Origin of the sequence: Sphingomonas sp. SORGH_AS_0950, assembly GCF_030818415.1 — a bacterium.
Taxonomy (GTDB): domain Bacteria; phylum Pseudomonadota; class Alphaproteobacteria; order Sphingomonadales; family Sphingomonadaceae; genus Sphingomonas.
In genome coordinates this window covers 268,233-292,079 of record NZ_JAUTAE010000001.1, presented here as the reverse complement: position 1 = coordinate 292,079, position 23,847 = coordinate 268,233, and the positions used below count along the sequence as shown (strand labels likewise).

Sequence of the window (23,847 nt, the reverse complement as noted above, 5' to 3'; positions counted from 1 at the left end):
CGCTCCAAAGATCGTGAATAGGGGGATTGCATATGACCGACGGATCTCGGCGCCGTCTGATGAGCGCCGGCACGGGCCTGACAGCCTTGTCGATGGCGCTTGCCTCCCCCGCCTTTGCCCAGACGACGCCGTCACCCGGCGCGCCCCCGTCCCCGCCGGACATCAACGGAACGCAAATCGACCCGGACGACATCACCGTCACCGGCACGCGGATCATCCGCAACGGGTTCCAGTCGCCGACGCCGCTGACCGTGGCGACGCAAGAGGATATCCTCAACACCTCACCGACGAACAACATTGCCGATTTCGTCAACCAGCTGCCCGCGCTGGCAGGTTCCACCCGCCCCTCCAATTCGCGGCTGGCGATCAGTTCGGGCCTGGCGGGCATCAATGCGCTCAACCTGCGCGGTCTGGGCGAGATCCGCACGCTGGTGCTGCTCGACGGGCGGCGGACGGTGTCGTCCAGCGTCACCGGTCTGGTCGACGTCAACACCTTCCCCCAGGCCTTGGTAAAGAGCGTCGAGATCGTCACGGGTGGCGCATCGGCGGCCTATGGATCGGACGCGGTCGCCGGGGTCGTCAACTTCGTGCTGGACAAGAAGTATCAGGGCATCAAGGTCCTGGCCGACAGCGGGATCACCGAACGGGGCGATGGTGCAAATTACTCATTCAGCGCCGCCGTCGGGACGGCCTTTGGCCGCGATGATCGCGGTCATCTGCTGCTGAGCGGCGAATGGGCGCATCGCGACGGCATCTTCCGGGTCGACCGCGCATGGAACGCGCGCGGCGTGGTCCGGATCACCAATCCCAATTACACCAACACCAATGGCCAGCCGCAATATCTGATCCGCCAGCCGGTCGGCGTCTCCAACACGACCCCCGGTGGCATCATCCTGAATTCCAGCGGCGGCGTGGCGAACCGGCTACGCGGTCTCTATTTCGGGCAAGGCGGCGCAGCGAGCCAGTATCAATATGGCGCGCTCAGCTTCCCGGCGCCGGGCGGCGCCACCGCCCCTTCGCTGACCCAGGGCGGGGACTGGCGCGTCAACGATCAGGGCCGCAATATCGGCCTGGATGCGGACGACGACCGCCGGGGCGCATTCGGCCGGTTGAGCTACGAAGTCGCCAATGGCGTGACGCTGTTCGCCGAGGCATCGTACAACTGGCAAAAGACGCTGTTCAACGCCGGGCCGCAATCGACGACCGGCATCACCCTCACGGCGGCCAATCCCTATCTGCAGGCCGCCCTGGCCAATGCGGTGTCCGCCGGGCTCATCACCCCGGCGGAGCGGTCCGCCGTCACCTCGGTGACGGTCGGCAGCACCGCCGTCGACCTGCCCTACCGAAAGAACAACAGCAGCCGTGACGTTCAGCGTTACGCGATCGGCGGCGAGGGTGAGTTTCAGGCATTCGGCCACACGGCCTTCTGGAACATCTACGGCCAATATGGCGAAACGAATGCGCATGAACAGCTGCGCGACATCATGAACACCGCCAACATGGCCGCAGCGACCGACGCGGTCGCCGCACCGGCGGGCAATGCGCTGGGTGTGGCAGCGGGCACGATCGTATGCCGATCCTCGCTGACCGCGCCGACCAATGGCTGCGTGCCGCTCAACCGGCTGGGCATCGGCGTCGCGAATCCGGCCGCGATCGACTATGTCCTGGGCGATCCCTATCGCGACCAGAAACTGAAACAGACCGTCGCCGGTGCCAATCTGTCGATGACCCCGTTCGCGACCTGGGCGGGCGACGTCAGCGTCGCGGTAGGCGGCGAATATCGCCGGGAGTCGGTATCCGGCTTCGTGCCCAGCCAATATCAGACCGGCTGGTCCGTGGGCAATTTCCTGCCCACCTTCGGCAGCTATCACGTCAAGGAAGCCTATCTCGAAACGGTGGTCCCGCTGGGCCTCGGCCTGGAGTTCAACGGCGCGGTTCGCGGGACCGACTATTCCACCTCGGGCTATGTCACCACCTGGAAGCTCGGCGCGACGTGGCAACCCATCCCGGACATCCGCTTCCGCGCCACCCGTTCACGCGACATCCGGGCCCCCAATCTCAGCGAGCTGTACGCATCGGGCACGTCGCGGACCAATACGCTGACCGATCCCGCGACCGGGCGAACCACCGTCACCTTCCGCGAAATCACGACGGGCAACCCCAATCTGCACCCCGAAAAGGCCGATTCGATCTCGATCGGCGTCGTGCTCCAACCCCGCTTCCTTCCCGGCTTCTCGGCCTCGGTCGACGGCTTCGACATCAAGCTGAGAGACGCGATCGGGCAATTCTTCGCACAGGACATCATCAATCGCTGCTATGAAGGGCGCAAGGACTTCTGTGCCGCCTATGGCCCCGATCCCTCGGGCGACCGGGAGTTGTTCTTCCGGGCCAGCCCGTTCAACTTCGCGCGGCAATGGGTACGCGGCATCGACTTCGACGCCAACTACCGCGTGCCGCTGAGCGACCTCGTCCGTCAAGCCCCCGGCGCGGTGACGCTTCACGGGCTGGCGACGCGGTATATCCACAACATCACCGACAGCGGCGTGCCGAACGTGGTGCCGGTCGACATCGTCGGCCAGCTGAACGGCACCAGCCCGCCCAAATGGATCTATCGGTTCAACCTGGCCTATGACGATGACGGCTTCTCGGTCACCGGCACGGCGCGCGGGGTGAGCAGCGGGACCTATGGCAACAACTACATAGTCTGCAATGGCAACTGCCCGACCGGGCGCCCCGCCGCGACCGTTTCGCAATTCCCGACGATCGACGACAACTCCATCTCGGGCGCGATGTATCTCGACCTGAACCTGACCGCCAAGATCAAGACGCATAGCGGCGGTCGCGCCGAGCTGTTCCTGAACATCACGAACCTGCTGGATCGCGATCCCATCCTGTTGCCGGAAACAGGGCTTGCGGCGAACAGCACCTATTCAGACCTGCTCGGCCGCGCCTTCCGGTTCGGCATCCGGTTCCAGACCCGCTGAGCCGGCGCAGCGGGGCGTTCACGGCGGCGCGACCGCCGTGATCCGTCCCCGCCGCCCCCCTCCCGTCCGGCGCCGCCATCAGGCCGGCAGGGTGGGCGGCGCGACGACGGCACGAAGCGACCCTGCCCGATCCAGGAAAGGAGGAAAGCCGTGCCGCTGCGGGCATCCGTAACCATCGCCGACGACGAATGGGGCGTGCCGCATATTCGCGCCTCCTCGATCCCCGATGCTTATTTCGGTCAGGGCTATGTCGTCGCCCGCGACCGGCTGTTCCAAATCGATCTCCAGGTGCGGCGCGATCTGGGACGGCTGGCGGAGGCGTTCGGCGCGCGGTTCGTGCCCCATGACCATGCCGCGCGCCTGCTCCTCTATCGCGGCAACGTCGAGAGCGAACTGGCGGAGCTTCCCGTGGACGTTGTCGTTTGCGCCCGCGCCTATGTCGACGGGATCAACGCCCGCATCGCCGAGCTGGAGGGCGATCCCTCTCTATTGCCGCCGGAATATGACGTGCTGAAGCTGCAACCACTGCGGTGGGACATTGCCGACCTGGTCCGCGTCCGCCGTGGCGACATGGGCAGCGTTACCGACGAAATCCGGCGGGCCCGGCTCGCAACGCTTGGCCTGCTAGACCTCGACACGCTGGTCGCACCGCTGACCGGGGACCGCACGCCCCAGCTACCCGAGGGGCTCGATCTGGCAGCCGTCTCTCAGGCCGATCTGGGTATCTTGGGCGAGACCGAAGGGCCGCTGCCCTGGAGCGGCACCTCGCCTGCCGGTTACGACCCGGTCGAGGACCGCCTCGACCGCAACGCGCATGGCAGCAATGCTTGGACAATCTCGTCTGCGCGGTCGGCCACCGGTCGCCCGATCCTGGCCAATGATCCGCATCTCGGTATCGGAGGCTTTTCCCCACGTCATCTTGCCCATCTCACCGCCCCGGGTTTCGACGTGATCGGCGCGGGGAGCCCCGGCATGCCCGGCATCATGCAGGGCCATACCGACCATTATGCGTTCGGGCGGACCAATTCGCATATCGATCAGGAGGATCTGTACGTCCTGGAGCTGAGCCCGGACGATCCCGAATGCTATCGCCATCAGGACCAATGGAAGCGGTTCGCAAAGACGACCGAAACGATCCGCGTGAAGGACGCCGATGACGTGGTGGTGACGCTCCGCCATGCCGAACACGGGCCGGTGTTGCGCCACGATCCATCCCGCCTGCGTGCCACGGCCATGGCGTCGGCCTCGCTGCTTCCCGGCGCTAACATGACCTTTGCCATCATCGCGCTCAATCTGGCAGGGAACTGGGACGAAATCGCCGAGGCCGCCCGGCTGCACGTGGCGCCGACCAACTTCCATTATGCCGATATCGACGGCAACACGGGCTGGCGATTGCTGGGCCATGTTCCAATCCGTAACCAGGCTGACGGCCTGTTGCCGGTGCCGGGCGACGGACGCCATGACTGGCAGGGTATTCTTCCCGCCGAGCAGATGCCGACGCTTCTCAATCCGGCGCAGGGCTGGTTCGCCTCGGCCAACCAGTTCAATCTTCCACCGGAATGGTCGTCGACCAAGGGAATGACGAGCTTCACCTGGAACGCGCCTTATCGCTACGACCGGATCGCGCAGGTGCTCGGTGACGCCGACTGTCATTCCGTCGCCGATAGCGTGGCGTTACAGCATGACGATCTCTCGCTGCCCGCGCAGGCCCTTCTGCCGTTGCTGCCGAAGGCGCTCGACGGCATGGCGGCGCGGGCGGCAGTCATGCTCTGCGACTGGGATGCTCGGCTGGGTGCGGACAGCGCCGCCGCCGCTTTGTTTGAAATGCTGTGGATCGAACTCGGCAAAGCCTGCCTCGCCGCGATCGTGCCCGACAGCGCGCGCGAGTTGGTGACATCGATCGATCCGCGACCGATGCTCGCGCTGCTGACTCATCCCGATACGCGCCTCGGCCCCGACCCTGAGGCGGCGCGCGACGCTCTGCTGGCGAAGGCGCTCGGCCGGGCCTGGGAGACGGCGTCGGAGGCGTTGGGCGCCGATCCGGCCGCCTGGCGTTGGGGTGACATTCACCGCGTCGTCCTTCGCCATCCCCTGTCCGGCTTGCCCGCGATCGACGCCGCGCTACCCGTCATCGAGGGCGGCCGGTCCGGGGGCGACACCTTCACCGTGATGGCGCGCGGCTATGTCGCCGCCCGCGACTATCACGTCAGCCACGGCGCGAGCGTCCTGATGGTCTGCGATGTCGGCGATTGGGATCGGAGCTGTATCCTGACCCTGCCCGGCCAGTCGATCGATCCGCGCTCCCCGCATTACCGCGACGGCTATGCGACGTGGCTAGCCGGTCGGGCACGCCCCTTTCCATTTGGCAGGAAGGCGGTCGACGCACATATTCGCCAGGTGACGGAGCTTCACCCATGACGATCGACCGGCGGCGCTTCGTGCAGGGGATGACCGTGGGGGCAATATTCGCCCAGGCTGTCGTTGCCCAGGCACGGCCGCCACGCTTCGCCGAAGCCTTTGATGAAATCCAATCCTGGGTCGGCAAGGCCTTTCCAGGCGCGGTCGTCGCGATCGGTCTCCATGGTCGGCTGGTGGCGCTGCGCAACTTCGGGCGGATGTCGTCCGCGCCCGATGCGCTGCCCATGCCCCGCAACGCGATCTTCGATCTCGCCTCGCTGACCAAGGTCGTCGGTACGACAACCGCGGCCGAGTTGCTCTATGACCGGGGGCTGCTGGACCTCGACCGGCCGGTGATCGACTATCTGCCGACCTTCGCCGGTACGCCCGGGCATGAGCGGATTTCCGTGCGTCACCTGCTGGGTCACAGCTCGGGCTTGTTCATCACCGATCTTCTCTGGCAGCATAGCCGCAACCGGCAGGAGCTGCTCGCCCTGATCGATCATATGCCGGTCGCATGGACACCCGGTTCGCACTATCAGTATCGCGACGAGAACATGATCCTGATGGGCGAGATCGTCGCGCGCCTATCGGGCAAGCCGCTCGACCGCTTCCTGCACGACGCTGTGTTTGGACCGTTGGGGATGAAGGATACCGGCTTCAACCCGTCCGCCCGCAACTTGGCCAGGATCGTGCCCACCGAGCAGGACAAGATATTTCGGCACCGATTGATCCGGGGCGAGGTGCATGACGAAAATGCCTATGTGCTGGATGGGGTTTCCGGGCATGCTGGGCTGTTCTCCACCGCGCGGGACCTCGCAAAGCTGGCGGAACTCTATCTTCGCGACGGCAAGGGCCTGTTGAAGCCGTCCACCATCGCCGCCTTCACCACTCGCCAGGCCGAACCGCCGGGCACTTCGCGCGCTTTGGGATGGGACATGCCCGATGCCTCCGGTAGCTTTGCCGGGCCGCGCGCCTCACCCGACGCGCTGATCCATACCGGCTTTACCGGCACGTCCATCTATATCGACCGCAAGCGCGATGCCTTCATCATTCTGTTGACCAATCGCGTGAACCCCACCCGCGACAACAAGCGCATCGGCGAAGCGCGCATCGCGATCCACACCGCTATCCTGGCGGCGATCGATGGACTGGCCCCCCAGCGCCACGTTGGTTGATCCCGGACGATCGCTCATCGCATGATGTACAAAATGTGCGATCGCATTTGCTGAGATCATCGGAAGCGGACGGCGTCGCGAACCTCCCCGGCCGATATGCCTTTCACAGGGAGGCCCCCGAGGCATGAGGTTCTCTCAGTGTCTATCCAGTCTGAGGGGGGAACATCCTGCGTTCATTCGGCGAAAATTTTGGCCGCCTTCCCGATACAGCCGGTAAGCACGTTCGTGGTTCACGCCCCATCCTTCCCTGCTCAGCAGGATGCGCGGCTGCCGCCGTGGGACGTCCGGACGTGCGGGACGGTCCCGCGCCCGTCCGGCCATCAGAGCTTTGTTGTCAGAACATCCTGCGGGATATGCCTGTCGAAACTCGGGTCCGCGACGGCTGTTTCAGCGTCCGGTTCTCCTCCTCGCGTTACCTCACGCGTCGCAACCCACCAGCCTCGAGCCCGCCGTACCCCTTCTTCCAGCGACAGAATGTCTGCTCGGAAATCCCCGTAGGGCGGGTGACATCGGTCACCGGCGTGCCGGTCTCCGCCCGGTTCAGCGCAAAAGTGATCTGCTCTTCCGAGTACCACAACTTCTTCAGGTCTCAGATCCTTGCCCGCAGAGTTTAAAGGTCCGACAAACTCTCGCTCAGACCAAGCTAAAAAACAGGAGATACGTCAAAGGGTTGCCCCCAAGCCACCGACTCGGCATCGCGGTCTGATCTTGACCTGCCGCACCGCTTCTCGGGTGGGATGAATTAATGTGTCATTCCCGTGACAAACCCGTCCCATCGGGCGTTCTTCCATTTCAAGGAAGCTATCAGACCGCGATTTCATGAGATCATATATAGCAATCAATAAAAATCGTCTTTAGCCAGTCACTTGGCAATTACGGTGCATACAACTGCGCGCGTTTACAGAAAGGATAACCCAATAAGCAGAATTTAACTAACATATGACATTGACGCGCATATGGTTTCCGCATCGCCACTTCGCAGCGCGAACATCGCTTCGGCCCGCTCCGGATCGGGCAACGTCCACGCGCCCGTTCGCCCGCTGCCTTGATCGAAACCCATGTGGACCGCTCTCCATCTCGCGCTGCTGGCGGGTGCCGCCACGCCGTCCGGGGCGACGGAATCCGCGCGCACAGTGATCCGGCGCGACGTGATCGATCTGCGGGACTTGCCCGCACGCTCCCGATTGTCGGCTCTGACCGTCGACGTCCATGGTCGAGCAGGCAGCGACGCCCGACAGCCCTGGGTGTCCATGGCCGTCAACGGCGTTGTGATCGCGCGGACATGGCTGGGGCGTCAGGACAGCGTCACGCTGCGCGCCGATGTGGACGAACGCCTGCTGTCGATGCGCAGCCTGGTCGAAGTGGCCGCCTATGTGCCGCAATGCGAGACGCCCTATTGCCGCGCTCTGGCCGCATCGGTGCGCGTCGTCGGCCCCGTGCACCAGGACTATGATGCCGCCCGCGCCGACGCCACCTTCGCGCATCTTGCCAGCCGCTATCGGGCCGGCCTGACCCTTTTGCAGGGACCGGACGTCGATCCGGCATTCGGTAAGTTGGTCCGCAATGCCCTGGCGCCCAGGGCCCGTCCGCTCGCGGAAGGCGGGGGGCTGGTCTATGTCTCGCGACAGCAGCCGCCCGATTTCATCGCCCCGATACGCTTCGATCTCGGCCCGGTGAGCCTCGTCCGTCAGGATGGTGTCACGGTCATCCCGCCGGACATGCTGGACAGGCTGACCGTAGTGCAGGTGCTGCGGACCGGCGACCATCCCGTCATCTGGGTGCGCCCAGGCCCGGACGTGCCGCGCGAGCTGGATCTGGACAGCGGCGACATCGGTATTTTCGGGCCATCGGGAAGGCTGATGGCCTTTTCCTATGCCAGCGACGCGCGGACCCTCCATCCCGCTTATGGCCCCGGCGTCGATGCCGACGGATCGCAGCGGACGAAGCGGATCTGGCGCTGGCTCCTCCTGATCGGCTGGGCAGCGGCCAGCGTCGGCCTGGGCCTGGTCTATCGCCGCCTGCCCCGGCGCGTGACGGCGACGGAGGCCCCGGCATGGGCTGCCTGACGATCGGCGATTCCTGGACCGCCGACTTCCTGGTCGAAAACGGCTTCCTCTCGCTCGAGCAATTCGACGAAGCGCTCGACCTGATGGAGCAATGGGACCGGTCGCTGTCCGACGTGGTCATGTCGCGTCGCTGGATGACGCCGCAGGACTTTCATCGCGCGGCGGCGCGGCGCTTCGGCATGACCTTCGTCAACCTTCAGACCGATCCTCCCGACGAGACGCTGCTGATCGAGGCGGAAGTCGAGGATTACATGCGCGAACTGACGATGCCGTGGCGCGTGCAGGATGGGCGCATGGTCGTCGTGACCGCTCATCTGGGACCGGAATCGGTCCTGTACGCGCGGCGCCGTTGGGGTTCCAATATCGACATGGTCGTCACGGCCAAGTTCGATGTCCTGTGGTCCCTGCAAAAGGTCTTCAGCGCCCGCCATTCGCACCGGGCAGTCCACGAACTGGCGGATGCCGACCCGGAGATGTCGGCCCGTACCGTGTTCACCCGGGCGCAGTTGCTGGTCGTCTGGGCCGGGTTGACCCTGCTGTGCCTGGGCCTGGGTTTTGCGCCCACCCCGACCCTGATCGTCGTCAACACGATCACCAGCGTCTTCTATCTCGGCAATTTCGTGTTTCGCGGCGTCCTCGTCTGGGCGGGCGGACGGCGCAGCCACGATCGCCATCGCGCCTTGGCGATGGAAGCGCGACTGCTGCGCGACGAGGATTTGCCGGTCTACACCGTGCTCGTCCCCATGTTCCGCGAGCCGGAGGTGCTGCCGATCCTGGCCGGCGCATTGCGCAAGCTCGACTATCCGCTGGGCAAGCTGGATATCAAGATCGTCCTGGAAGAAGGCGACGACGAGACGATCGACGCGGCCAAGCGACTGGGCCTGGAGGGCATTTTCGAGATCGTGCGGGTGCCGCCGTCACAGCCGCAGACCAAGCCCAAGGCGTGCAACTATGCCCTGCGCTTCGCACGCGGCGAATATCTGGTTATCTTCGATGCCGAGGACAAGCCGGAACCCGACCAGTTGCGCAAGGTCGTCGCGGCGTTTCGCCGGTCGTCGCCCGACGTCGCCTGCATCCAGTGCCGCCTGAACTATTTCAACGCGTCGGAAAACTGGCTGACGCGGATGTTCACGCTCGACTATTCCCTGTGGTTCGACCTGATGCTGCCCGGGCTCGAGCGGCTGGGGATCCCGATCCCGCTGGGGGGCACGTCGAACCATTTCAAGATCGAGGTCCTGCGCGAGCTTCATGCATGGGATCCCTTCAACGTCACCGAAGACGCCGATCTGGGAATCCGCATGACCCAGAAAGGGTATCGGGTCGGCCTGGTCGATTCGACGACCTATGAAGAAGCCAATGTCTCGCACGCCAATTGGGTGCGGCAGCGCTCGCGCTGGATGAAGGGCTATATGCAGACGTGCCTGGTTCACACCCGGCGCCCGCTGCACCTGATGAAGACCGTCGGTCCGCTGGGGACGCTCGGCTTTGTCAGCTTCCTGGGCGGGACGGTCCTTTCCGGCCTGCTCAATCCCATTTTCTGGGCGGTCTTCCTCTTCTGGGCGGTGACCCAGACGGGGGGCTTCGACATCGTCTTCCCGCCGATGCTGCTCTACACCAGCATGCTGAACCTGCTGATCGGGAACGGCATGTTCATCTATCTGATGATGCTCGCGCCGTTCCGGCGACGCTGGGTCCAGCTGGCGCCCTATGCGCTGACCGTCATGTGGTATTGGGTGCTGCTGTCCGTCGCCGCCTGGAAAGGGGCGTGGCAGCTCGTCACCCGGCCCTTCTACTGGGAGAAGACCCAGCACGGTCTGTCGAAATTCACCGCGGCCGAAGTCTCCAGCGCGCTGGAGGAACAGGCGGCATGAGCGTCGTTTCGTTGGCCGGAACCTCGGCGGGGGGCGGGCGCTGGCGATGGTCGGTGCCAGCCGGCAGCGGGATCGCGCCGTCGGCGCTTCTCGCCATTCTGGTCGCCCTGGCGGGCTACCGCCTGGCCGCGCGGATCAGCGAACTGGGATTGTGGCACGACGGCACCGCGGAACTGGCGGGCCGGGCGGTCCTGTCGGCCGCGGGCCAGTCCGATCCCACCGCGCTCCTGACCAGCTATCCGCCCCTGCCCTATTTCCTGCTGATATTGGGCGAGATGCTGGGGCGGCCGCTCGGACTCGATCCGGTCGCGCTGGTCGACGCGGTGCTGCTGGGCGGCCTGGCGGCACGATATGGGGGATCGCTGGCGGAAAGGGGGGCGTCGACCGGCACCATCATGCTCCTCGTCCTGCTGCTGGCGGTGCACCCCCTGTCGATCTCGGCCCTCACACAAGGGCCGCAGGCCTTGTTGCTCCTATGGGGCGGCTGGGTGCTGGGGCGCAGCATGATGGATACCCGCACGATCACCGGCATCAACGAGACGATCGCGCTGTCGCTGGCGCTGCCGATGCTGGCGATGACCAGCGCGCAGGGTGCGGCGATCACGATCGGGGCCATCCCCTTCCTGATCTTCGCAGTGCCCCGCGACCTGGCGGAGCGGCATTATGTCGGCACCTATCTGGTGCTGCTGTTCCCGCTGGTCCTATCCGTCCTGTCGCTGTTCGCGCTGTTCGTGATCATCCTCCACGCCCCGCTGGCGGTCATCGTCGGGGATATCTATCACGCGGTGCGCGGCGGCACGCCCCCTGGCTGGGCGATCGCGGCGCTGGCACCGATCGCCACGGCCGCTGTGGCGACCATCGCCGTCCTGCTGTCGACGATGCGGACCGCGCCGCGCGCCCTGCGTGAAAGCGTTGCAGCAGGGCTGGCCAGCCTGATGCTTGCGTCGATCCTCGTCGTGGCGACCGGGATTGCCCGTCATCCTGGGGAAGTCCTGGTCCCTGCCCTGGGCCTTGCCGCCGGGGTTTCGACGCGGTGGCCAGTGGAGAAGCTGTCGCAGGCGGGCCTGCTGATCCTGGCCGGGGCGCTGGTCTCGGCCCCGGTGATCCTTGGCGCCGATGTCAAGGCGAACGGGCTTGTCGCGCAGGCAGTGACGGAGCGAACCGGCGCAATGTCGGCCGATCGTGCGCTGGGCCGCTATCTGGTGGGGCATCGCGACGTCATGATCGACGCCTTGGCCCACCCGGCGGTGGTGGCCGCACGCGGCAGCGCCGAAGGCCTGTTGACCGATAGATCTCCCGCATTCGGCGTATCGGTACTCGCACACCGCGTTTTGACGTCCGCCGTGGCAGTTCGCGCGCATCGCCCCGGCGAGAGCGACGACGCCATCAGCCGCAGCATGCCCAACCTGTTCGAGCAGGGCCCGCCCGGCTACCGGCTCGCCTTCGATCAAGGCGGCTGGCGGGTATGGGCACGCCCAGAAAGGTCGAAATTCCATGAACAGCGCTCGCATTCTGTTGGTCGACGACAGTGCGGAGGCCCGTGACGCGGGTATGCTCGCACTGGCCACGGGGGGATTTGCACGGGTGGAGGGCGCCAGCGACGCCAATCACGCCTATGACCTCCTTGGCATCGACGATGGTCCCGCCGCCCCTGCCTTCGACTGCATCCTGCTCGACATCCTGATGCCGGGCGTCGACGGCATAGAGGCCTGCGCCGCCATCCGGTCCTCGGGCCGGTATCGAGACGTGCCGATCATCATGGTCAGCGGCCAGAACGACGTATCGTCGCTCAACCAGTCTTTTGTCGCCGGGGCAAACGACTATGTCACCAAGCCGTTCAGGCCGATCGACCTTCTCGCCCGGACCCGCGCCGCGCTGCGTTTCAAGCGGGAGATCGATCGCCGACGCGCACGGGAAAAGGCCCTGCGCGACAAGACGATGGTACAGGAGGAATTGCGCGGCTTTCTCCCCGACATGTTGATCGCCAACCGATCGCTTCTCGATGCCGAACTCCGTCTTGCCGCCGACAATGGCGTGGATACGACGCTGTGTGCGCTGCAGGTTCGCGCGCTTGATCCCTATCGCCTGGAACATGGGGCGGCTGCGGCGACACGGCTGATGCGCCAATTGTCGATGGCATTGTGCGACGTGGCCGCACCGATGGGCGCGGTGCTCGGCCTGTTCGACGACGGGCTGTTCCTGTCGATCGCCCCCAATGTCGATCCTGCGGGCATGGTGGCATTTGGCGAGGCCGCGCTGTCACGGATCGACGCGATGAAGCTCCCCCATGGCGCGTCGGCCCGCGACCTGCACGTCGCGCTGGATGCCGTGGTCGACATGGCCAGCGGCGACCGGCTGCTGCTGCTGCCCGGCGAGATGATCACGCTGCTCGAACAACAGCAGCGGCGCAGACCCTTTCTTCCCCTCCCCGATATGGACGTCCTTTGATGAAATATGCCACCCGCTCCATCCTGGCCGTCGCCATCGCGTCCGTCGCGCTCGTCCATGCCACGGCGGCCGAGGCGTCGGCCTGGACGTTGCCCAAGGGCAAGGGACAGGTCCTGGTCACCGGCGTCTATTCGCACAGCGACCGGGGCTTCGACGCGAACGGCCGGACCATCGACATCCCCGATTACGACAAGCAGGAAGTCTATGTGCTGGGTGAATATGGCGTCACCGACGATCTGACGCTGATCGCCGCGCCGAGTTTCCGGCATGTCGGCATCCAGGGGGCGACCGACGACACCAGCGGGCTGGGTTATACCGAGTTTGGGGGCCGTTACCGTGTGGCCAGCGGATCGCGCTGGGTCGGCTCGCTCCAGGCGACGGCACGGATTCCTGGAACGCGGCGTCGCGATTCCCTGGCCCAGGTGGGCAGCACCGACGCCGAATTCGACGTGCGAGCGCTGGGCGGCGCGAGTTTCACGATCGGGCGCATGTCCGGCTTCATCGACCTGGCGGGCGGCTATCGCGTGCGGGCGGGAGATCCCCCCAACGAGTTCCGGGCCGACGCGACCCTGGGCATCCGCCCGGTCAAGCGCGTCCTGCTCTATACATCCGTGTCGAACAGCTGGTCCGACGGGGCCGGCAAGGGCGTCTTCAAGGCGTATCGCTATCACAATGCCTTCCTGAACGCCGCCTATGATCTGAACGATCGCTGGTCGCTTCAGCTCGGCGGACTGGCGACGGTCGGCGGAAAAAATGCCCTGCGCGAGCGCGGGGGCACCGGCGGCCTGTGGTTCCGCTTCTGAACGCCTTGCCCGCGCAATCCTTAGGACCGGCCGATGCTCGTCCCCTTCGCAGTCTGAACATTCCAAAACATGGGGTATCAGGACCGATCGGCGTGGTCCTGGCGGATGCTTGACGCCCGATCGGCTCTCCGGGCACGATGGGGCCGGGGGTCGCTTCGGGGGTAGGCGTCAAGGTGGGGCAGGACGGGGGCCAAGGCGGCAAGCGTCTGGACGGGTGGAAATCGATCGCGGCCTATTTCAATCGCGATCGGACCACGGTCATGCGCTGGGCGCGGGAACGCGACTTGCCGGTGCGGCGGATGCCGGGTGGGAAACAGGGCTCGGTCCTTTGTTTCGAACAGGAACTGGCCGCCTGGGCACTTCATCAGGACGATGACGAGGATCGCGGCGAAGCGGCGACCGTCCCGAGCGATGTCTCTGCCTCGCCCCCACCCCCGCCCCTGGCCGAAGAGGTCGCAATAGCCCGGTTGGGGCGACCGCCCGGCTGGGCGAACACAGCGCGGTGGTGACGAACGCGTACGGAAACGCGTCCCCTCGCGCGCTGGCCGGTCGAGCATGGGCGTGTCACCGAAATGCTGCGCCTGCATGAAGCCCATGGCGTCGTATCGATGGTCATCGGTCAGCACGACCAGGATGTCGCGCGGCCTGACGCCCGACATACGCGGTAGGCGGCGCGGCTCCAGTGCGGCGCCCGCCGCCATCGAATAGATGCGAACGCACCGCCGGTTCCGGCCAGCAGCACCCCGTGCCGGGTCGTGTCGCCGTTCATCAGAAGTCCTTCCGCAGCAGAAGGCCCGCGTAACGCCGGTCGTCGCGCGGCACGAAGCGGACGGTCCCGCCAAATGTGCCGTTGCTCAGGAAGCTGGCATAGGAGGTGTTGGCGATGTTCTTCACATAGGCGCGAAGCTGCCATCCATCGCCGGGCCGGATCAGCGCCACACTGGCGTTCCAGATGGCAAAGGCGGGCTGGACCGTGTTGGGCGTCTCGGCCAGCGAATATTGCACCTTGCTGCTGAACGACACGTCGCTCTGGAACTCAAGCGACAGCGCATCCGACAGGGCGAAGCGATAGGCGGCATTCTCGAACAGGCGAACGCGCGGTGCGAAGGGCAGCGGCTGGCCATTGATGTTGCAGCTGACCGGTGCGCCGACCGGGCAGTTGAAATTGCGGACGGTGGCGTCGGTGAATGCCCCCGACAGGTCGACGGTGAAGCCCTGGGCCGGGCGCAGCGTCACGTCCGCCTCGACTCCGCGCGACCGGACCGATCCGGCGTTGATCAGCCGCGTGACCGGAGCGCCGCCGACCGCGTCCGTAAAGTTCGCCTGATAGCCGTCGAAATCGGTCGTATAGACCGCCAGCGCATAGCTGAGTGCGCGGTCGGCGGTGCTGCCCTTGATCCCGGCCTCATAGGAGTTCGACGTTTCGGGGTTCAGCGGGACTTCGTCCAGCAGGGTCGTCGCACTGAGCGAACGCATGTTGAAATAGACGTTGTAGGCCGGGCCCTTATAGCCGCGCGAATAGGTGAAATAGGTCTGGGCATGGTCGCCCAGATCGAGTTGAAGCCCGAGGCGGTAGCTGTCGCCACGCGCATCGGTGCGGCCCGTCGCATTGTGATAGGCGCGAATGCCGGGCCGGTCGAGCGACGCCGCGCCGCTGTTCGTCGGGTCGTTGGTCGACGTGCGGACATGATAGAAGTCCAGCGTGTCCCAGGTCGAACGATAGCCCGCGATTCCCCGGAAATGCGGGGTGAAGTTGATGTTCGCCTCGCCGAACAGCGCGTAATTGTGGTTGGTGATGCCGTAATTAGCGATGCCGGTGGTGCTGGTCCGTGTCGTGCCCGACAGCGTGGTCAGTGCCCGCTGGTATCGCTCGTCGGTCCGCGCGCGCAGATAATAGGCCCCCAGGACATAATCGATCAGCCCGCCCTTGGGCGAGGTCAGCCGAAGCTCCTGCGAGAATTGGCGGCTGTTGACCGTGCCGTCATCTACTCCCGACGGAAAAGCGGCCGTCAGCTGGGCGAGACCATCATAATCCTGCCGCTGCTGGTTCAACCATCGCCGCCAGGCGGTGATCGAGGTGACGTGATAGTCGCCCAGCGCCAGTTCGCCGGTCAGCGATCCGCCATAATTCTCGTCGCGGACGTTGGTGTCGATATCGGTCGCCAGCCGCCGGTTGGACGGCGACGCGACGATCCCCTGCCCGGCCAGCGCGGTAGCCAGGGCGATGGAGTCCGTGATCGCGTTCGTCGGATAGGCGATCTGCCGGGTCGAGCTGTAGACCCCCGCCACCGTCTCGCGCGTGTTCAGATAGTCGCCGATCGCGGTGATCTTCAGCGCGTCGAAAGGCGTCACCACCAATTTGCCGCGCGCGCCGTAACGGCGCGAGCCATTGGCATCATGGCCGGTCGCGACATTGCGCAGATTGCCGTCAAAATTGCTGTAGAGGCCGCCGATCAGCACCTGGACCTTGTCCGGCACGATCGCGCCCGAGACGCCCGCCTTGATGCGATATTCCTGATCGGTCGTCGCCCCGGCCTCGCCAAAGGCGTGGAATTCGTCAGTCGGGTTGCGCGTGACGATATTGACCACCCCCGCCGACGCATTCTTGCCGAACAGGGTGCCCTGCGGCCCGCGCAGCACCTCGATCCGCTCGACCTCGCCCAGGTCGAGCGTCGACTGGCCCGGACGGGTCAGCACCACGCCGTCGAGCACGGTCGATACCGACGGCTCGACGCCGGGCGAGGTCGTGATCGTGCCGATCCCGCGGATGAAGACGGTGCGATCCTTGTTAGACGCGCCGCTACGAAAGCCGACCGACGGGATCGAGGCTGCGATCCGTTCAAGATTGTTGAGCTGCCGCTCCGCCAGCGTACCGCCCTCCAGCGCGGTGATCGCGATCGGCACCTGTTGCAGAGTCTCGTTGCGATAGCGCGCAGTCACGACCACCTCGCCGTCAGCGGGCTTGGTATCGGTTTTAGCGATGGGCGCATCCTGTGCGGTGGCGGACGTGGCAATTAGCGTAAAAGCGGTGCCGACAAGCAGCACGGACAGGCGTCGATCGATCATCTGGTCCCCTTTCAGATCGACGCGGAGGCTAATGTCCACTTATTGCATGGGAAATAAAGAAGCACCTCACCCGTTAGCAGCGCGGCTTTAGCTCCCGGCCTCGATCGGCCTGAGCCGGGGCAACAGCAATTGCACCCAGCCGAGCGCCGCGAGATAGGCCACCGCCGCGAACAGCAGCAGCGGCAGATAGCCCAGCCCCGCTGCCAGGATCAGCCCGGCGATCTTGGCGATGGCGACGCCCCCCATATTGCCGCAAAAGGAACCGAACGCCGTCACCCGGCCGACCCGGTGCTGCGGCACGATATCGGCGATCATCGCGAAGATGTTGGTGGAAAAGGCCTGATGCCCGGCCAGCGCCAACGCCATCAGCGACACCGCGACCGGATAGCTGTGCGTCAGAAGCGCCAGCGGGATCGGGACGACGGCCAGTGCACCGCCAAGCAGCACGGCCTTGCGCGCCGCATTCACCGACCAGCCACGCCCGAGCAGCCGGGTCGGCACCGCTCCGCCGATCAGCGAGCCGATCGCCGCGCCACCATAGGCCAGCGCCAGTGGCACGCCGAGCGCGACGCCCGACAGCCCGAATTGCCGATGAAAGAAGTCGGGCAACCAGAAGAGCAACAGCCACCAAGTCGCATCGGACAACAGCTTGGCCCCCGCCACCGCCCAGGTCCGCCGGTCGCGCAGCAGCGGCACGTCGGGCAACGGCGGTGCGGCATCGGCCAGCTTGGGCGCGGCAAAGACGATCCCCCGCGCCGCTATCAACCAAGTCAGGGCCCAGCCCAGCCCGACCAGCCCGACCGCGATGAACGTACCCCGCCAGCCGAATGTCAGGCCGAGGACCGGAATGGCCAGCGGCGCCAGGATCGCACCCAGGCTGTTGGCGGCATTGCCCGCACCGAACCCGGCGGACCGCCAGCGCGGCGGCAGGACGGCGGCGACCGTCTTGATGCCCGTGGGCGTCCCCATCGACTCGGTCGCGCCCAGGGCCACGCGCACCGCGATGAACGCGCCCATCGACCGCGCCCAGCCATGGAGCAAGGCCGCGACGCTCCACGCCGCCACCCCGATCGGATTGGCCCAGCGCACGCCCAGCCGATCCACGATCCAGCCACTGAACAGGAAACCGACCGCCGCGCCGCCCTGAAACCAGGCGGCCAGCGTGCCGTAATCGTCATCGCTCCAGCCAAGATCGGCGGCGATCACCGGCTTCAGCACCGCGATGACCTGCCGGTCGACGAGGTTCAGAACACCGGCCGTGATGACCAAAGCAAATAACAGCCCGCGATGGCGCGCGCTCAATTCCCCGACATGTCTCATGCCCGCATCATGGCGAGGCGCCGGGCACGGCGGCGAGACAGTTTCTCTATCGCGCCGCCAAGCCGCTCACAATGTCAGCGGGGCATGATCGATCCGCGGCAGGACATGGCGGGCGAACAGGTCCGCCTCCGCCGCATGCGGATAGCCCGACAGGATGAACGCATCGATGCCCGCTTCGCGATAAGCCTGCAGCTTGGCGAGAACCTGATCGGGATCGCCGACGATCGCCGCGCCACATCCCGAACGCGCCCGACCGATGCCGGTCCACAGATTGGCCTCGACATAGCCGTCGTCGCTGCCCTCGCGCAGTTCCGCCTGGCGGCGGACGCCCGCCGATTGCGAATCCAGCGAACGCGACCGGATCGCCGCGCCGGTGGGATCATCCAGCTTGGACAGCAGCCGGTCGGCGGCGACGCGCGCCTCCGCCTCGGTTTCGCGAACCACGACATGGACGCGGTAGCCGAAGCGCAAGCTCCGGCCGCGCCGCGCGGCCCGCGCACGCAGGTCGGCGACGATAGCGCGCACCCCCTCCATCGTGTCGGGCCACATCAGATAGACGTCCGCGCCCTCGGCCGCCGCCTCACGCGCGGCCTCCGACAGGCCGCCAAAATAGAAGGGCGGGCACCGCCCAGATACGGTCGTCACGCGCGGCGGGTCGAGCTTCAGCTTCCAGAACTCGCCGTCATGATCGAGCGGCTTGCCGTCCAGCAGGGTTCGCAGGATGTGCATCGCCTCGACCGTGCGGGCGTAGCGGGGCGCGCTGTCCAGCGTCTCGCCGGGCAGGTCGCTGGAGATGATGTTGACGGTCAGCCGCCCGCCCAGCATCCGGTCGATCGTCGCGATCTGCCGCGCCAGTTGCGGTGGCCAGCTCTCGCCGATCCGCACCGCCATCAACAACCGCATCCGCTGGAGCAGCGGCGCGATCCCGGCGGCAAAGGCGGTGGTATCGATGCCCAACGCATAGCCCGACGGCAGCAGGCAATTGTCATAGCCCGCCGTCTCCGCCTGCAACACGATGTCGCGGCAATGCTCCCAGCTGGAGCGCAACGCCAGATCGGGGACGCCCAGAAACTCGTAATCGTCGTCGCACAACGCCGAGAACCAGCTGATCTCGCAAGGGCCAAGCGTATCGGTCATGGCAGGCGCTCCCCCATTCCGGCCTGAAGCACGGCATACCATTCGGCGCGGGTCCACTCCACGCGGTACACGTCCGCCGCCGCGCGGATACGGTCGGGATTTTGCGATCCGATGATCGGGATGATCCGCGCCGGATGCGCCATGGTCCAGGCCAGCGCCGCCGTCGCGGCATCGACGCCCCAACGCCGGCCATGCTCTGCCAGCAGCGCCCCCGCCGGATGATCCCCCGCGACCAGCCGTCCGCCCGCCAGCGGCGACCAGGCGAGCACCGCCATGTCTCGCGCCATCGCCTGATCCAGCGTGCCGTCGAACAGCGGCGCCGAATGCAGCGGCGAAAATTCGGGCTGGGTGGTCAGGATCGGCAGGCCCAGAAATGCGGAGAGCGCATCGACCTCGGCCGGGCTGTGGTTCGACACCCCGATCCCGGCGACCTTGCCCGCCTCCACCATCCGGGTCAGCGCGGTGGCGACCTCCTGCGGATGGCTCAGGAAATCGCGACGATGGATCTGGTACAGCTCGACCCGCTCGACGCCCAGGCGCGTGAGCGACGCGTCCAGCGCCCCGGCCAGATACGTCGCGCTGGAGTCATAGGGAAAGCCCGGCCAGATGCCGCCCTTGGTCGCGATCACCATCCGCTCACGCAATTCGGGCGCCTCGGCGAGCACCCGCCCCAACAGCGCCTCGGACGATCCGAACCCGCCATCGTCGACGCCGTAGATATCAGCGGTGTCGAAGAGGGTGATTCCGGCATCAAGCGCGGCCTCGACACGGGCACGCGCCGAGGAGACATCCTCGCCGGTAAAACGCCACATGCCCCAAGCTATCGGGGACACAAGGATTGCACTCTTGCCGAGCGGCCGTGCTTCGCGGGAAAGGCGGATGGTCGTCATCGGGCGTCGGAATGGCATAGGGACACGGGCAATGGTAGCCGCAATTCGATACGGGATCGTCGGAACGGGCATGATGGGCGTCGAGCATCTGCGCAACATCGCGCTGGTGCCGGGGGCGCAGATCGTGGCGATCGCCGACCCGGTGCCGCAATCGCTCGACTGGGCCCGCGGCGCGTTGGGGTCCACAGCGGCGAACGTCACCGCCTATGACAGCGTCGAGGCCTTTGCCCGCGACGCTCGTGTCGACGCGGTCGTCGTCGCGTCCCCCAATCACACGCACCGCACGGTGCTGGAACCGCTGTTCGGCATGGATGCGGCGATCCTGTGCGAAAAGCCGCTTGCCACCACCCTCGCCGATGCCCGCTGGATCGTCGAGCGCGCCGCCGGTCATGCCCGGCCGTTCTGGACCGGCATGGAATATCGCTTCATGCCCCCCGCCGCCGCCTTTATCGATGCCATCCATGGCGGGCGCGTCGGCCGGTTGCAGATGCTGTCGATCCGCGAGCACCGCTTCCCCTTCCTGCCCAAGGTCGGCGACTGGAACCGCTTCGCGGCCAATACCGGTGGCACGATGGTCGAGAAATGCTGCCACTTCTTTGACCTGATGCGGTTGATCGTCCAGGCGGAGCCGGTGCGCGTCTATTGCTCGGGCGCGATGGACGTGAACCATCTCGACGAACGGTATGACGGCCGCACACCCGACATCATCGACAACAGCTTCACCACCATCGACTTCGCCAACGGCGTGCGCGCGATGCTCGACCTGTCGATGTTCGCGGACGGTGCCGAGCATCAGGAGGAAATGAGCGCGACCGGCGACACCGCCCGACTCGACGTCCTGATCCCGCCTGGCGAACTGGTCTACAGCCCGCGCGTCGGCTTCGGCGGAGACAAACGCGTCGAGCGCACCCGCATCGCGATCGACCCGACGGCCCATGCCGCAGGCAGCCATGAGGGCGCGACCTATTACCAGCACCTTGCCTTTGCCGATGCGGTGCGCGGCGAGGGCCCCGTCCAGGTGTCCGCCGAGGACGGTCTTCGCGCGGTGGCGATGGGCGTCGCAGCGGAAATCAGCGCCCGCGAACACCGCGTGGTCGAGATGCGTGAGGTCGAGGAGATCGTATAGTGTCGTGGCCTTGGCGTGCTTGACCGCTTATCGTGACCGCATCGGGCGCTTGGACCCGAAGTCGGCCAGAGCGGTCATGCCTGCAATGCTCCGATCAGCGCATCGCGGGCTAATGCCACGCGTGGATGGCGCAAGGAGGATTTGGCCCAGACGAGATAGAGTGCGTTGGCCGGCACGCGGACAGGCGCGGCAATTTCGACCAGGGTGCAGGCCGTGCACTCGGAGCTGGTGAGATAGCCCGGCAGCACCGTCCAACCCAGTCCTGAGCATAGCCCAGAGCGCAGGACGCGCAGATCAGGTGCGGTCAGGGCCGGAAGCGTTGCTACTTCAATCTGGTTCGCCTCCAGCCAGTTGCGCACCAATGGCCGGTCGAGGTCATAGGCAAGATAGGGCACCGTATTAAGCGCTTCACGCAGCGGCATGCGCGTAATCCGCTCGGCTATGGCGGGTGCGGCCACGGCGCGCAGGTCTTCCTTGCCGATCTCCTGATAGGCGAGTCGCGCGTCTTCGGGCTGGGATGCGGTGATGCCAAGGTGCACCTTATCGTCAAGCAGCATGGCATAAAGCGCATCGCGCCCACCGATATGCAGGCGCAGATCAAGCCCGGCGCCGAGCAACGGCCCGAGCCTTGGCGTGATCATTTCACCGAGAAGGTCGGATGGCGCGGCGATGTGGACCGTGCCCGAAATGCGAACCGACCGCGCGCGTGCCGATGCCAATGCGGCTTCGGCCTTATCGAGGCTGCCGCCAATCGAAGCGGCGAAATCGTCCGCGATCGCCGTGGGACGGACGCCGCGCGAATGGCGGTCGAAAAGCAGATGGCCGAGTTGCGCCTCAAGCGAGGCGATGTGCTGGGACGCCGCCGGCTGTGTGATGCCGAGCGCGCGCGCCGCGTCGCTAAGCGACCGACGGCGATAGACTTCGATGAAAGTGCGCATCTGGCGAAGGGACATCGCGGTTCCATAAATCGATTTATGGATGGTGGCCATTTCCGTTGGGTTTCATGATGAGCAATGAGGTCTATTCGATTGAACATCGACGGGGACAGACGGATAACCCAGGCTGCATTCTGTCAGGCGTAGGTGCGAGCCATCGCCGCAAAGGCATCGTTACTCGCCCCCGATCCAAACAAGGGATCTAAGCCGATGACACGAATTCTCATGATCGCCACGTCAGCCGATCGCATGACCCCCGGCACCGAGCCGACCGGCGTCTGGCTCGAAGAACTGACCACGCCCTACTACGCCTTCCGCGATGGAGGTGCCGACGTGACCCTGGCCTCGATCAAGGGCGGCGCGATCCCGGTCGATCAGCGCAGCGTCAACGCCGATGGCGAGAATGATGCGTCGGTCGAGCGCTATCTGAAGGATGAAGCGCTGAAGGCCGAAATGGCCGACACGCCCGCTTTCGTCAGCATCGACACGGCCGGTTACGACGCAGTGTTCCTGCCTGGCGGGCACGGCACGATGTTCGACTATCCGGGCAGCGAAGACCTCGCGCGATTGGTCGAGCGGTTCGACCGCGAAGGCAAGATCGTGGCCGCCGTCTGCCACGGTCCCGCCGGACTTGTTTCCGCCAGGAAGCCCGATGGCACGCCGTTCGTGGCGGGGCGCCGGGTTGCCGCCTTTACCGACAGCGAGGAACGCGCCGTGGGCCTCGATGAGGGCGGGCCCGATTTCCAGCCCTTCGCTCTGCGCGACGGCAATCTGGTGACCGGACAGAACCCCGCTTCGGCCACACGCACGGCGGAGTTGGTCATGGAAGCCCTCACGGCAAAGGCCGCCTGATCATGCGCTATCTCCACACCATGTTGCGGGTCGCCGATCCGCAGGCGACAGTTCGTTTCTTCGAACTGCTGGGCCTCAGAGAGACCCGGCGGATCGAAAACGAGCAGGGGCGATTCACCCTGATCTTCCTGGCGGCCGACGAGGATCATCGCGGTGAGGGCAAGCCCGGCCAGGCGGAGGTCGAATTGACCTATAACTGGCCGCCCGAGGATGGCAGCCCGGCCGAGACCTACACCGATGGCCGCAACTTCGGCCACCTCGCCTACCGCGTCGAGGACATTTACGAGACCTGCGCCCGGCTGCAGGCTGGCAGGGTAACAATCAATCGCCCGCCGCGTGACGGATATATGGCGTTCGTCCGCTCGCCCGACGGCATCTCGATCGAACTACTCCAGCAGGGCGAACATAAGGCGCCTGCCGAACCATGGGCTTCGATGCCCAACGTAGGCGAATGGTAATGGCCAAGCTTTTTGAACCCCTGAACGTGGGCGGGATGGGCAGTATCGAGCGTGCGAGAAACGGCAACGACTTTTGGGCCGGCCTCATCATGGCGAACTTGGACAATCCGATGGAGATCCACGCAATCCGGAACGATATGACCCGCCGACAGGCCGTGACGCCCGAGCAGGTCCGGGCTGCGATCAGCCGCTTTACCACTTCTTCCGCCCCGTCGTTTGAAATCAAGGCCCTGCCGGAGTTGCAAGATCAGCCAAAGCGTTAGGGACAAGGCCCACTTGCGGTCATTCGAGGCAGCCAACGCAGCGCCCAGCTTCC

General features: G+C 65.7%; 17 protein-coding genes and 1 pseudogene. 12 read left to right on the top strand and 6 right to left on the bottom strand.

Features of this window, described 5'->3' with window-relative positions:
- Positions 1-32: 32 nt before the first annotated feature.
- The 3 genes from QE385_RS01200 (at position 33) to QE385_RS01190 (ending at position 6,559) form a co-directional block, all read left to right on the top strand.
- Positions 33-2,984, top strand: coding sequence for a TonB-dependent siderophore receptor (locus QE385_RS01200; protein WP_307098258.1), 2,952 nt, complete (start codon positions 33-35; stop codon positions 2,982-2,984).
- 150 nt (positions 2,985-3,134) lie between these two features.
- On the top strand, positions 3,135-5,402 hold the full coding sequence (locus QE385_RS01195; RefSeq protein ID WP_307098256.1) for a penicillin acylase family protein: 2,268 nt from the start codon (positions 3,135-3,137) through the stop codon (positions 5,400-5,402).
- The gene (locus QE385_RS01190) at positions 5,399-6,559 is read left to right on the top strand and encodes a serine hydrolase (protein WP_307098255.1); all 1,161 of its coding nucleotides are present in this window, start codon (positions 5,399-5,401) and stop codon (positions 6,557-6,559) included. Before QE385_RS01195 ends, QE385_RS01190 begins: the two co-directional genes overlap by 4 nt.
- 180 nt (positions 6,560-6,739) lie before the next feature.
- Here QE385_RS01190 and QE385_RS19835 read toward each other — a convergent pair.
- Positions 6,740-7,145 (bottom strand): annotated as a pseudogene (locus QE385_RS19835) (transposase); the annotation flags it as partial.
- 472 nt (positions 7,146-7,617) lie between these two features.
- Between QE385_RS19835 and QE385_RS01185 the strand changes: the two are divergent.
- Genes QE385_RS01185 through QE385_RS01165 form a run of 5 tightly spaced genes read left to right on the top strand, consistent with a single transcriptional unit; the run spans position 7,618 to position 13,747 of the window.
- Positions 7,618-8,625, top strand: coding sequence for a hypothetical protein (locus QE385_RS01185; protein WP_307098253.1), 1,008 nt, complete (start codon positions 7,618-7,620; stop codon positions 8,623-8,625).
- Positions 8,613-10,496: a glycosyltransferase family 2 protein gene (locus QE385_RS01180; RefSeq protein ID WP_307098251.1), complete on the top strand. Its 1,884-nt coding sequence runs from the start codon at positions 8,613-8,615 to the stop codon at positions 10,494-10,496. Before QE385_RS01185 ends, QE385_RS01180 begins: the two co-directional genes overlap by 13 nt.
- A complete protein-coding gene (locus QE385_RS01175) occupies positions 10,493-12,040 on the top strand; it encodes a hypothetical protein (protein WP_307098248.1) in 1,548 nt (515 codons plus the stop codon). Before QE385_RS01180 ends, QE385_RS01175 begins: the two co-directional genes overlap by 4 nt.
- Positions 11,991-12,944, top strand: coding sequence for a PleD family two-component system response regulator (locus QE385_RS01170; protein ID WP_307098247.1), 954 nt, complete (start codon positions 11,991-11,993; stop codon positions 12,942-12,944). Before QE385_RS01175 ends, QE385_RS01170 begins: the two co-directional genes overlap by 50 nt.
- Positions 12,944-13,747, top strand: a complete 804-nt coding sequence (locus QE385_RS01165) for a hypothetical protein (RefSeq protein WP_307098245.1) — start codon at positions 12,944-12,946, stop codon at positions 13,745-13,747. The genes QE385_RS01170 and QE385_RS01165 overlap by 1 nt, the downstream gene beginning before the upstream one ends.
- A 768-nt stretch (positions 13,748-14,515) precedes the next feature.
- Here the strand turns inward: QE385_RS01165 and QE385_RS01160 are convergent.
- The 4 genes from QE385_RS01160 to QE385_RS01145 form a co-directional block, all read right to left on the bottom strand.
- The gene (locus QE385_RS01160) at positions 14,516-16,813 is read right to left on the bottom strand and encodes a TonB-dependent receptor (RefSeq protein WP_307098243.1); all 2,298 of its coding nucleotides are present in this window, start codon (positions 16,811-16,813) and stop codon (positions 14,516-14,518) included.
- 87 nt (positions 16,814-16,900) lie between these two features.
- Positions 16,901-18,133: an MFS transporter gene (locus QE385_RS01155; protein WP_307098240.1), complete on the bottom strand. Its 1,233-nt coding sequence runs from the start codon at positions 18,131-18,133 to the stop codon at positions 16,901-16,903.
- Positions 18,134-18,199: 66 nt separating this feature from the next.
- The gene (locus QE385_RS01150; RefSeq protein ID WP_307098237.1) at positions 18,200-19,270 is read right to left on the bottom strand and encodes an LLM class flavin-dependent oxidoreductase; all 1,071 of its coding nucleotides are present in this window, start codon (positions 19,268-19,270) and stop codon (positions 18,200-18,202) included.
- Positions 19,267-20,160 (bottom strand): aldo/keto reductase family oxidoreductase, encoded by an 894-nt coding sequence (locus tag QE385_RS01145; RefSeq protein WP_307098235.1) that lies wholly within the window; start codon positions 20,158-20,160, stop codon positions 19,267-19,269. The genes QE385_RS01150 and QE385_RS01145 overlap by 4 nt, the downstream gene beginning before the upstream one ends.
- 31 nt (positions 20,161-20,191) lie before the next feature.
- Here QE385_RS01145 and QE385_RS01140 point away from each other — a divergent pair, with 31 nt between their 5' ends.
- Positions 20,192-21,286 (top strand): Gfo/Idh/MocA family protein, encoded by a 1,095-nt coding sequence (locus tag QE385_RS01140; RefSeq protein ID WP_307098232.1) that lies wholly within the window; start codon positions 20,192-20,194, stop codon positions 21,284-21,286.
- A 74-nt stretch (positions 21,287-21,360) separates the two neighbouring features.
- On the opposite strand, the gene QE385_RS01135 is transcribed toward QE385_RS01140, so the two are convergent.
- Positions 21,361-22,275 (bottom strand): LysR family transcriptional regulator, encoded by a 915-nt coding sequence (locus QE385_RS01135; protein ID WP_307098231.1) that lies wholly within the window; start codon positions 22,273-22,275, stop codon positions 21,361-21,363.
- A gap of 195 nt (positions 22,276-22,470) precedes the next feature.
- Here QE385_RS01135 and QE385_RS01130 point away from each other — a divergent pair, with 195 nt between their 5' ends.
- Genes QE385_RS01130 through QE385_RS01120 form a run of 3 tightly spaced genes read left to right on the top strand, consistent with a single transcriptional unit; the run spans position 22,471 to position 23,794 of the window.
- Positions 22,471-23,073, top strand: coding sequence for a type 1 glutamine amidotransferase domain-containing protein (locus tag QE385_RS01130; protein ID WP_307098229.1), 603 nt, complete (start codon positions 22,471-22,473; stop codon positions 23,071-23,073).
- A gap of 2 nt (positions 23,074-23,075) precedes the next feature.
- A complete protein-coding gene (locus QE385_RS01125) occupies positions 23,076-23,531 on the top strand; it encodes a VOC family protein (protein WP_307098227.1) in 456 nt (151 codons plus the stop codon).
- Positions 23,531-23,794 (top strand): hypothetical protein, encoded by a 264-nt coding sequence (locus tag QE385_RS01120; protein WP_307098225.1) that lies wholly within the window; start codon positions 23,531-23,533, stop codon positions 23,792-23,794. Before QE385_RS01125 ends, QE385_RS01120 begins: the two co-directional genes overlap by 1 nt.
- Positions 23,795-23,847 lie beyond the last annotated feature (53 nt).

Bases quoted from the DNA above. Each gene is read 5' to 3' on its own strand.
- QE385_RS01150 (WP_307098237.1), bottom strand. From the start codon at position 19,270: ATGACCGATACGCTTGGCCCTTGCGAGATCAGCTGGTTCTCGGCGTTG.
- QE385_RS01170 (WP_307098247.1), top strand. From the start codon at position 11,991: ATGAACAGCGCTCGCATTCTGTTGGTCGACGACAGTGCGGAGGCCCGT.
- QE385_RS01155 (WP_307098240.1), bottom strand. From the start codon at position 18,133: ATGAGACATGTCGGGGAATTGAGCGCGCGCCATCGCGGGCTGTTATTT.
- QE385_RS01120 (WP_307098225.1), top strand. From the start codon at position 23,531: ATGGCCAAGCTTTTTGAACCCCTGAACGTGGGCGGGATGGGCAGTATC.
- QE385_RS01145 (WP_307098235.1), bottom strand. From the start codon at position 20,160: ATGACGACCATCCGCCTTTCCCGCGAAGCACGGCCGCTCGGCAAGAGT.
- QE385_RS01130 (WP_307098229.1), top strand. From the start codon at position 22,471: ATGACCCCCGGCACCGAGCCGACCGGCGTCTGGCTCGAAGAACTGACC.
- QE385_RS01175 (WP_307098248.1), top strand. From the start codon at position 10,493: ATGAGCGTCGTTTCGTTGGCCGGAACCTCGGCGGGGGGCGGGCGCTGG.
- QE385_RS01200 (WP_307098258.1), top strand. From the start codon at position 33: ATGACCGACGGATCTCGGCGCCGTCTGATGAGCGCCGGCACGGGCCTG.
- QE385_RS01165 (WP_307098245.1), top strand. From the start codon at position 12,944: ATGAAATATGCCACCCGCTCCATCCTGGCCGTCGCCATCGCGTCCGTC.
- QE385_RS01125 (WP_307098227.1), top strand. From the start codon at position 23,076: ATGCGCTATCTCCACACCATGTTGCGGGTCGCCGATCCGCAGGCGACA.
- QE385_RS01180 (WP_307098251.1), top strand. From the start codon at position 8,613: ATGGGCTGCCTGACGATCGGCGATTCCTGGACCGCCGACTTCCTGGTC.
- QE385_RS01160 (WP_307098243.1), bottom strand. From the start codon at position 16,813: ATGATCGATCGACGCCTGTCCGTGCTGCTTGTCGGCACCGCTTTTACG.
- QE385_RS01135 (WP_307098231.1), bottom strand. From the start codon at position 22,275: ATGGCCACCATCCATAAATCGATTTATGGAACCGCGATGTCCCTTCGC.
- QE385_RS01185 (WP_307098253.1), top strand. From the start codon at position 7,618: ATGTGGACCGCTCTCCATCTCGCGCTGCTGGCGGGTGCCGCCACGCCG.
- QE385_RS01190 (WP_307098255.1), top strand. From the start codon at position 5,399: ATGACGATCGACCGGCGGCGCTTCGTGCAGGGGATGACCGTGGGGGCA.
- QE385_RS01140 (WP_307098232.1), top strand. From the start codon at position 20,192: ATGGTAGCCGCAATTCGATACGGGATCGTCGGAACGGGCATGATGGGC.